The following is a 9,594-nucleotide window of genomic DNA, read 5'->3' as shown; positions in this document are numbered from 1 at the left end:
ATTCTCTGATTGGAGTCTTTTCTTTATCATGTTTTCAAATCGGAAACATGTATTTGGCATGCCTTGTTTCCTAACTAAGCTGAGTAGTTACAAAACATATACTTAAAATGTATCATTATTTTTTATTTTATTTCAAAAAACACTCATGCCCTTCGGGTAATCGATTTTATTACACTAACTTGGTGTAAAAAATTTGATTCCTTCGAAGGGCATTTTTGTGTTTAAAGGAGGAAAAAAATGTTCAAAAAGAGAAAATACAAAAGTTTAGAAGATGTTCACGACGCTTTATTAGCTCCATTTGAAAAGAATGAATTGAAATACAAAGATGGTAAGCCATACATTCCTCATTATCAAGCTAGAAAAAGATTAATAGAGATCTTTGGTGTTTATGGATTTTCAATTGAATATCCGATTCAAGAACTTTATGCAGAACCAAGTAGCGTCCCCCCTATTATGTGGGCAAGAACAACATGCAAGTTAACTTTAGACTTTTCAGAATGGGGCGGCGAGAAAAACATTGTTTATGGCACAGATGCAAAGAAATTGAACAGATTTTCTAATAAAGAGAAAAATATAGAAAATGGAGTTGTGGGACAAATTTGTGATTTAGGTGATGATGAAAAATCAGCAATGGCTAGAGCATTTGTAAAGGCATGCGAATCTGTTGGGATCGGCTTATACCTATGCTTAAAATCGGACCACCAACAAACAAGTAATACAACTCAACCATCAAGCAGCAATTACAATGAATTATGGAGCATCGTAAACAATTATGAAAAAGCGTTAAAAATTACTATTGATGATCGAAAAGAAATATTAACATCTTCATACCCTAAACAACGCGATTTTAAAAAATTAAATGAAAAACAATTAGAATTTTACATTTCTATAATAAAACATTCTGCAGAAATTGCAGTAATGGCTAGTAATCCAAATACTGAAAAACTTATATTAAATGAGTTATCAAGATGCTGTAATCGACAATTTAGCAATTTTAAAACTACTATCGGTTTTATGAACGAAGCAGCTGTTGAATATGCAGATAGCTATTTAAAACAAAGCAAAAATGCAATCTAACGATCAACTTCATGTTAACACCAGGTGAAATTCAACGAATTAGAATACACCATTGGTATTAACATATCAACTGAAATTAACATGTTAAGCACAGTGAATCAACGAAATATCAATGTTATATCAACCGAACCTATTAGAGATTGACATAACATTAACATTTTATATTTTCGAGGAGGAAATATCTATGCACATCGAAATTTCAAAATCTAAATTAGTTGAAAGCTTATCTAGTGTGGTGAAATTTGCAGGTAAAGACAAAAAAGAGCCTATTCTTGAGAGTATTTTAATTGTAGCTGAAACAGATAAATTACGATTTATCGCTACTAATTCAAAAGAAACAATTGAGCGTTTTGTTTTTTGTGATGAAGACGTATCAGTAATATCAGAAGGGACAGTCTTAGTTGAAAAGAAAATAGTGGATGTCGCAAAAAAATTAACAAAAGAACCTATTAAACTAAAACTATCCAAAAATACTCTTCAAGTAATCTCTGGTAAAAGCAAGTTCACTCTAAATACCTTTAAAGTAAGCGATTATCCTGTAATTAAACCGAGTCAAGCGGAATATTTCGCTGACATAGAATGTTCTATTTTAGAAGAAGCTATAAACAGCGTTTGCTATGCAGCATCTACTTCAAATCAAAGACCTATTTTAAAAGGCATTCACCTAACTGTATCAGAGAATCTCATTACCTTTCAGTCTACAGATAGCCATCAACTAGCATATAAAGCTATTAAATTACATACAGCCTTTAAAGAAGAAATTAAAATGACAATTCCAGCCATCGCTTTAAAGGAAGCTATTAATAGTTTTGATACAAAAAAATCAATTAAACTGAGCAAACTCGATAATACATTTATTTTATCAAGTGATACTGAAACATTTAGAACCCAAACACTTGAGGGTGATTATCCCGATGTCTTAGTTAGATTGCTTTCGCCACTATACGAAAATGTAATTTTAGTTAACAAACGTGAGATATTAGAAGCTCTAGAACAAATAATGCTATTTACATCAAATAAACCAACAGGTATCTTTACATTGAACAATAATGTTATCACTATAGAAAATGAAGAAAAATCCGAGGGTAACGCACAAATCTTAATACAAACGGAGGATATTACAACACCCGATCCATCAGTTAAACCTGAAGACTCAATAATAAAATTCGGTTTCAATGTACAATTACTGTATACTTCTATAAAAGTTATAAACTGTGATTTAATATCTATTGGCTTTAACGGTGAGAAAAAACCAATTAGTATAGTACATGAAGATTATTACAATAATCTTGGTGTCAATTCTACTGAGCCATTACAACCGATTCATTATTCAGATTTTAGATTCATACTACCTAGCATTATTAATTAAATAATACAGCCTATACTACCAAGTATGGGCTTTTTTTATTTGTTTTATACATAAAATTTAAGTTTTTTATATTATAAGTTTAATATTATATCTTTATAATTTATTTACAAATCACTTTTATTTACTTATCATTAATATATTGTAGACTAATTTGTTAATTTCATAGCAACAATAAAGCGGATTAACACTCTAAACAAAGTATTACAAACAACAAAACATTAACATGACATTAACATTTTTATAACGATATTATATACACATTAATGTCATGTTAACTGATAATTGATTACATGTTAATGCTATATTTGATGTTAATTTCATTTTATAAAGGTATTTTAATTAGTATTACCGAAAAGTACTTAACATGTCAATTCCACTTTCTATGTTAATTTCACTTTCTACGATTAAATTCCAAGGAGGTATAACAATGATTGAACAAGATAAGAAAGCTACTACTGAAAATGGTGAAGAAACTAATAAAAACTTTATTCATGAAGACGCTTTTGAAAAAGCATGGCGAATAACTGAGTTTTCAAAGTTAGTAGGTCGCCATCACAATACGGTATATAATTGGTTTAACACCTTAGAAGAAAAAGGGTTACATGGCACTCTTAGAACCAATAATACAAATGAAAAACTATATAATAGTCTTGATTTAGATATTGCTTTATTTATCAAGCAGAAGAGAGACGAAAAATGGTCACTAGATGCAATTATTGAACTTTTACCACATCAATTTGAACTAAGGCCGGTTTCACCAGAAAATCAAACCAGTGAAGTTTCAGCTCAATTAAACATACATGAAGCAGCTGCAACAATCGAAAAAATAGTAGAACAAAAGCTTGAATTGCATTTACAAAACATTGAATTAGAGTATCAAGGAAAGTTTGAAGATGCTATACGTGCGGTGCTTCCTGAACCAGAAGACCCTGAGAGGTTAAAAGAGCGCCAAAGACAAGAAAGACTAGATAATATAATTATTCAACATAGAGCGCGTACAGAGTTAAGAAAACAAGCTGAAAAAGAGTGGAATACACAGCCAGAAGAAACTCGTATTAAAAAAGTTGGTTGGTTTAAAAAAGAGGAAGATCTTGCGAGAAAACAACTTTTCATAGAAAACTATATTGATGAGAACATGATTGAATACATGCAAAATGTAATGAAAACAGAAAAATAAGCCTGGAGAATTCCAGGCTTATTTTTTATTTTGATCCGAACATCTTATCAGGATCCATAAATGCCGCTAATTCTTCATCATTTAGCGTTTGTGGTTCTTCATCTTTTTCTGGTTCTAATTCAAAGTAATCACCAAAGTTAATATTGAAATCATCGTCCGAGTCTTGCGCTTCAATAGTAGTAATTTGAGACTTTGTATATTGAATTTGACTTTGTTTTTCCTTGAATTCATTATATTCTTCTACTAATCCTTTAGATAATCGAGATGGTAGTGCATCTGTCTTATAGAAAGTATACACGCTACCCATAAAGTCATTTTTACTAACTAAATAACCATTAAAAACAGTTCCATTGATTGGTAGTTTATTTGTCACTTCTACTTTTGCATCATCCATAAATGAATCATCAAGATTCTTCTGTTCATCTAAAATTGCTAACATCCCAAAATGATGTACCTTTGATGCCTCTAAATCTCCATTTTCATTTGTCTTCATCAGGTCAATAGGGTGATGGAATGAGCTTCCTTTCAATGATTCTGAGAACATATCTACAATTTCTTTACTGTTTTCAATTTGATTCATATTACGTGAAACCTTATTAATTACTAAACAGCCTGTTCTTTCTAGTAAAATTCGTTTAAAGTCCTGAGAATCTAGAATTACTGATGTTCCTGAACCGTTTGCAGCTGTATTTAACTCATGAATAATATCTCCAATACGCTGATTTGCATAGTCTCGTGAGTTTCCAATGCCTTTTTTCTCATTCTCGTTTAATCCCTTAAACTCATCATAGAAATGTTGGTTATCTGCAAATACAACAAAGGCAACGCCTTTCGCTGGATCATTAGCTAACTTCCAAATTTCTTGTGAAAATTTATTCACCTGTCTTAGTACATCCGGTCCATCTGCTCTAACCGGAAGTGTAACCACAATACCCATTTTAATAAAATCTTTACGTTCAATCGCATTATTGAAAGCAATTCTTGCGTACTTTTGTTGATTTTTGATTAATTCTTCTCTAGGAATTTTCATTGCCATACTTTTAAGTTCTTCAGCTATTACAGGTTTATTATGAAAAGCAGAGAATTCTTCAATTGCTTGAATGATTGTAGATGTACCTGTACCACCACCTAAACCTGCAAAAAATAGCACTAACTCATCAGTTGGTCTAACACGTTCCGTTATAAATTCTTTTAGTTTATCCTTAGCTTCTTCATTTGATTCTAACACCTTTACAGCACGCTCAGGATTCTTACCCAAACCACCTAATTTTAGTGAGACTTGGTTGCTTTTTGGCACGTTTTTCAGTTCTGCTAAATCCCCATCATTACTATTCAATGCTAGGCAATTATACACTGCTGTACCGTCTGTATGCTTATACTCAGCAAACTTATCTACCATTCTAGTTCCAGCTTGACCAAAACCAACCATAGTCATTTTCACTGCTACTTCGTTTTTCAGAAAGTTTTTTGCCATTATTTTATCTCTCCCTTATTCTCATTATTTTTTTTGCGTTTGCTTAATTCAACTAATACTTGCTGCCCTCTAATAGTTGAAATTAAAAACTTATACGGATGCATAATTTTTTCTGTTATTAATGACATTGAAGCTAAAGTAGCAACACTACCTTCCGCTGATCTTCTTGAAATGTTAGTTCTTTCAAGTTCTAATGAATAGGATTTACCCTTAGGTTTCTTTACTCTCCTATCAATAACAACACTTTCTACTATCTCATTTATTGAAATACCTCTCATATACTTTGTCTCTTGGTATTGTTTATTTACTTGAGATCCTATGTAATGAAATACATTGTACAGTATTTCGTCTTCTTCAATAATGTCTGCAAACATTTCTACAACTTCATCAGTAAACTTGTTCTGTTTATATTTTTCACTTAATACCTCGTTCAAGTTGTCCCCCCCCTTAAAACGTTGGTTAATTATTCCTAAAAATATATTACATTATTATAAGACGTATATCAAGTCATTATATATAAGACTTATATAAGGGCATTATATACAAGACTTATATATAAACTTTCACTTTAAAAAAACGAATAAACCTCATATATATCAACGCTTTTTATATAAGACTTATATGTAAGTCGCTTATATGCTTAGTACACAAAACATGTTAATATCAGATTTCATATAACTAACAATAACTATCGGATACTCATTTAAAAGATAGTATTTATGTAGAACTTTATCTGAATTTATGTTTTCAACATATGATATACCTAAAATATGATGCTATTATCATTTCATTTCAAATATACATCCTACATATACGCACTATATATAAGACTTATATAAAAACACATATAGATTAGGGTTTAATGTACTTTTATATTAATTTCATGTCAATATAATATTATCACAAATCCTTTTACGTCTTACTTGTAAGTCTTATATATACGCATTATAAATAAGTCTATAAAAAAAGAGTAATACTTAATAAAGTATTACTCTTTTAACTATAAAGTTTTATATAAAACACTTAGTTTATTGAAAAGAACTTCATAATCCTGTTTCTTATTTACCAACTCATTTCTCTCTCTGCTGTTAACAGAAAGGAAAGGGGATGTTAATGTCATATTATATTTAGTTATCTCTTTTATTAATTCCGTAGTTATTTCTGATATTTGCATGAATAACACATAAAATTGTGTTTCATTTTCATTCAATTGATTAGTTTTATAATTAAGTTCAACAAATTTGTCAGTATAAGTTGTCAATTTCATATCAATATAATCGCTATAACTAACATGTGAAGTCATTATGTTATTAAACTCAGCCACACTTGTTAATCTCTTTGTTAGGCATAGGTTTACTAAATAAATCCTGTATAATGCTTTAAATGAAATAACATATTTAGCTCTATTTTTTATTATTTGGATGTATTCACCGTATTTATTGATTAAATACCTTAATTGATTAGATTTTATCCTCAAAATTCTACTAACTTGTGCGGTATTATACGTTTTATACGGATCTAGAGCTGCAAACCTTGTTGGAATAATCTCATGTTCGTTACTTAACGTGTTAGTTACTTTATTATAAAGAAAGTCCGTTTCAAATTCACTTTGTATTATCTTTGTTATTAACCCATATTCTGTGTTCCAATTCCGCATTTTTTCACCCCTTACATCAAATTGTAACATGCAAAATATGAAATATACACAATTTTCATTTACTTTATTATGTTTATTTACTTATTTCTTTTATGATGTGAATTTTCCTTTTGTTTAACAAATACCGCAACAGAATTAAATGTAAGTATGTATAATAGATTGTTTCATCTATGCAAAAGTATATTCACTGTACATTTTATCTATTTTTGATACTCTAAACACATATGACGGAATACATATGACGAACCCTTTTTTTATCATTAGAGTTCGTCATATGTCCTCTTATCATTGTCGAAATACATATGACGAACTCTAATAACAAATCCTCACTTGATAACATTAGATTTTATTACTCACACCTGACGAAATAATATGTATCTTTAAACCAATAGTTCATAGGGGATAATGGGTTACTTTTTTGCAAATTTCAGTTAAAATATACACTAATCATTTTTATGTTCTGAACTGCTTAATTCATCCAACATTAATTACTTTCATTTCATGACAATTGCATCCGATTTTATGCAGATTTCCGTATATTATTTCCATATCAAGGGAGTGTTTAAAATTGAAAAAATCATTTGATCATGCCGTTAAATATATCGTCGGAGAGAATGATCGTGGAGTTTATTTTAATCGTTCTGACATTTTTACAGTCTTATTTTTATATGAACAACGAACAGTATCTCAAATTCAATTACGAAAATTTTACGAATTGATAAGTGGGGGACCTATAAGTCGAACCACATTTTCATCCAAGTTAACAAAGTGGGCAAAAATGAAATTAATAAAAAAAGAAAATATAAGTGTGAGAAAAAAGCGCGGCTTTACATTGGATTTCGTTTCTATAGCTTCAAAAGGAGCAGAGATATTACATCGTTTAAAATTAATTACTGATTGCAATACCTCGTTTGTTACCAAAAGGCAATATGAACACAATATAGCTATTACACAATTTGTGCTAAATCTACTTGAAGCAGAATCCCAAAATGAACATACCGGTGCAATTGTAGGTGGTAATGGAGATTATCTTTTTCCATTAAACTCAATTGTGAAGCAAAACTTACATTTACCCAACCTAATGTATTCCGATTCAAATGATGTTTACTTCTTATACGAAGATGAAGAGTATCGCGAAATGTTTCAGCCAGAACTTCAACCCGTTTCCTTCCAACAAGATTTACCTCAACTCGTTTATTCATTTCGTCCATCTAAAGAGTTTTATCCAGACTCAAAGGGAAACCCATTAATCATTCCTGATTGGGTTCTTACATGTAACGATTCTATTATCAATATTGAAGTTGATACAGGAACAGAAAACATTCCATTTCTAGAAAACAAACTAAAAAAATATCTTGATATCGCTGCTTCTAATCCGTCTAAACGGTTTTACGTGTTATTTTCAGTAATCGATGATTCTTATCACACAATTTCTACTTACAAAAAAAGAACTACACGTGTAACAAATTTAAAAAAAGGCTTTCAGCAATATACCACGTTTAAGTGTAGTGAATAACCTACATGTTTACGTATGCAATATGGGTGGATCAGAACTTGTAATAAACAATATTCTTCAAGAAATTCGCGAAATTAATAGTTTAAGCAAAAGTCTTCTGTTCAAAAAAATCACTGAACGTTTGAACATAAATTCTTCTTTCTCTTACTCGGTAGAGTGGATATCCAATAAAAACGAAATGCAAACGAAAGGGATTCAGCATTCTAAGCTACTTGAGCTAACAGATGACATTTTGGTATTACGAAAAAAAGCACCTGATGAAGAAAAAAAATCTGTAGATTACTTAGAAATATTGTGTATATTAACAATACTTAAGGTAGGGGAGGTTAACACACACTTAAAATTACAACAATTATCAGGATTGTTGGCCATGCAAAATCAACACCGAACACTAAACCCAATTAAAATTTTGGGGATATATGAAGCGGATGAATTAGAGCATGGGCAGCAAGCCATTTTTACTGATCTGTATCACAATTCCATAGCACCAGAGAATATATTATTGGCTACTTCTGCTGAATTGCTTAATTTCACCGCTGCTTTTTATTCGTTAAAAGAGAGGGTGAAACAAGAATTTGGAGAATGCAGTTCAAAAGAATGCTGAACTCAATAATGCACCAGGTAATGGGGAAGATCCCAAAACCGGAAAGAGCAAAAAAAATTCCTATACAGTTACAATCGACCTTACAAAAAGTTGGAAATATCGTTTAGCGGCCCGCTCATCTTACTATGTTGTGACATTACTACTTCTGCTAGCTTGGTATTTTGCTTTTAGAGGAATTTATAAATACGCTTCTTTCTGGTCAATACAAATGGGGGCTCCATTACCTACTTTAAGTATCTTCGGTAATCCATTTGAAACTAATTATTACATTGAAACCTTTTTTAGCTTTTGGATTTTAATTTACACTTGGCAACTATCAACCAAGGTTAAGACCTATCAGGAGATAAAGCGTAGATGGTTTATTTTTTCGATGATGTTAATTGGTATAGTTGCCCAGTACTTATGGGCGTTTAGTGTTCCATTAGCTAAAATATTTATTCCATTCTTACATTCGAAAGCTGGAGAAGTTTCACTTAATGACAAAGGATTAGAGGATACTATACTTTCAAATTTTAGTAATATCATGCACCTTGTATTTGCTATACCTGTAATTATTATTATTCTCGTACTCTTATGGCTCTTTAAGATTTTTTACGAGCATAAAAAAGAGCTTTTAGATGAATTCGGAGTGCGCCCATACGGGCATGTAGAGAATCTCCTTAGACAAGAGATGGGAGTCTGTGCTTAACTCATTTACCACCTTGCTTACCTAGAAGGGGA

General features: G+C 30.8%; 6 protein-coding genes and 2 pseudogenes. 5 read left to right on the top strand and 3 right to left on the bottom strand.

What is annotated here, in order from left to right; translation table 11 throughout:
- The first annotated feature begins 237 nt into the window (after positions 1 to 237).
- From ATL10_RS29605 to ATL10_RS29595, 3 genes are all read left to right on the top strand, one after another.
- The gene (locus tag ATL10_RS29605; protein ID WP_110498173.1) at positions 238 to 1,077 is read left to right on the top strand and encodes a hypothetical protein; all 840 of its coding nucleotides are present in this window, start codon (positions 238 to 240) and stop codon (positions 1,075 to 1,077) included.
- A 184-nt stretch (positions 1,078 to 1,261) separates the two neighbouring features.
- On the top strand, positions 1,262 to 2,446 hold the full coding sequence (dnaN, locus tag ATL10_RS29600; protein WP_110498171.1) for a DNA polymerase III subunit beta: 1,185 nt from the start codon (positions 1,262 to 1,264) through the stop codon (positions 2,444 to 2,446).
- A gap of 427 nt (positions 2,447 to 2,873) precedes the next feature.
- Entirely contained in the window at positions 2,874 to 3,623 is a 750-nt protein-coding gene (locus ATL10_RS29595) for a terminase gpP N-terminus-related DNA-binding protein (RefSeq protein ID WP_110498169.1), read from the top strand.
- Between the two features lie 25 nt (positions 3,624 to 3,648).
- Here the strand turns inward: ATL10_RS29595 and ATL10_RS29590 are convergent, their stop codons facing one another.
- The 3 genes from ATL10_RS29590 to ATL10_RS29580 form a co-directional block, all read right to left on the bottom strand.
- Positions 3,649 to 5,097, bottom strand: coding sequence for an FtsZ/tubulin family protein (locus tag ATL10_RS29590; RefSeq protein WP_098562077.1), 1,449 nt, complete (start codon positions 5,095 to 5,097; stop codon positions 3,649 to 3,651).
- The gene (locus ATL10_RS29585; RefSeq protein ID WP_001006719.1) at positions 5,097 to 5,531 is read right to left on the bottom strand and encodes a hypothetical protein; all 435 of its coding nucleotides are present in this window, start codon (positions 5,529 to 5,531) and stop codon (positions 5,097 to 5,099) included. Before ATL10_RS29585 ends, ATL10_RS29590 begins: the two co-directional genes overlap by 1 nt.
- A gap of 566 nt (positions 5,532 to 6,097) precedes the next feature.
- The gene (locus ATL10_RS29580; protein ID WP_110498167.1) at positions 6,098 to 6,784 is read right to left on the bottom strand and encodes a hypothetical protein; all 687 of its coding nucleotides are present in this window, start codon (positions 6,782 to 6,784) and stop codon (positions 6,098 to 6,100) included.
- 538 nt (positions 6,785 to 7,322) lie between these two features.
- Here ATL10_RS29580 and ATL10_RS29575 point away from each other — a divergent pair.
- Both ATL10_RS29575 and ATL10_RS29570 read left to right on the top strand, forming a co-directional pair.
- Positions 7,323 to 8,874: pseudogene (locus tag ATL10_RS29575) on the top strand (replication-relaxation family protein).
- Positions 8,846 to 9,514 (top strand): annotated as a pseudogene (locus tag ATL10_RS29570) (type IV secretory system conjugative DNA transfer family protein); the annotation flags it as partial. The pseudogenes ATL10_RS29575 and ATL10_RS29570, both read left to right, overlap by 29 nt.
- Positions 9,515 to 9,594: the final 80 nt, after the last annotated feature.

Origin of the sequence: Bacillus sp. 196mf (genome assembly GCF_003217275.1) — a bacterium.
Lineage (GTDB): Bacteria > Bacillota > Bacilli > Bacillales > Bacillaceae_G > Bacillus_A > Bacillus_A thuringiensis_S.
This window is presented reverse-complemented; position numbering and strand designations above follow the sequence as displayed.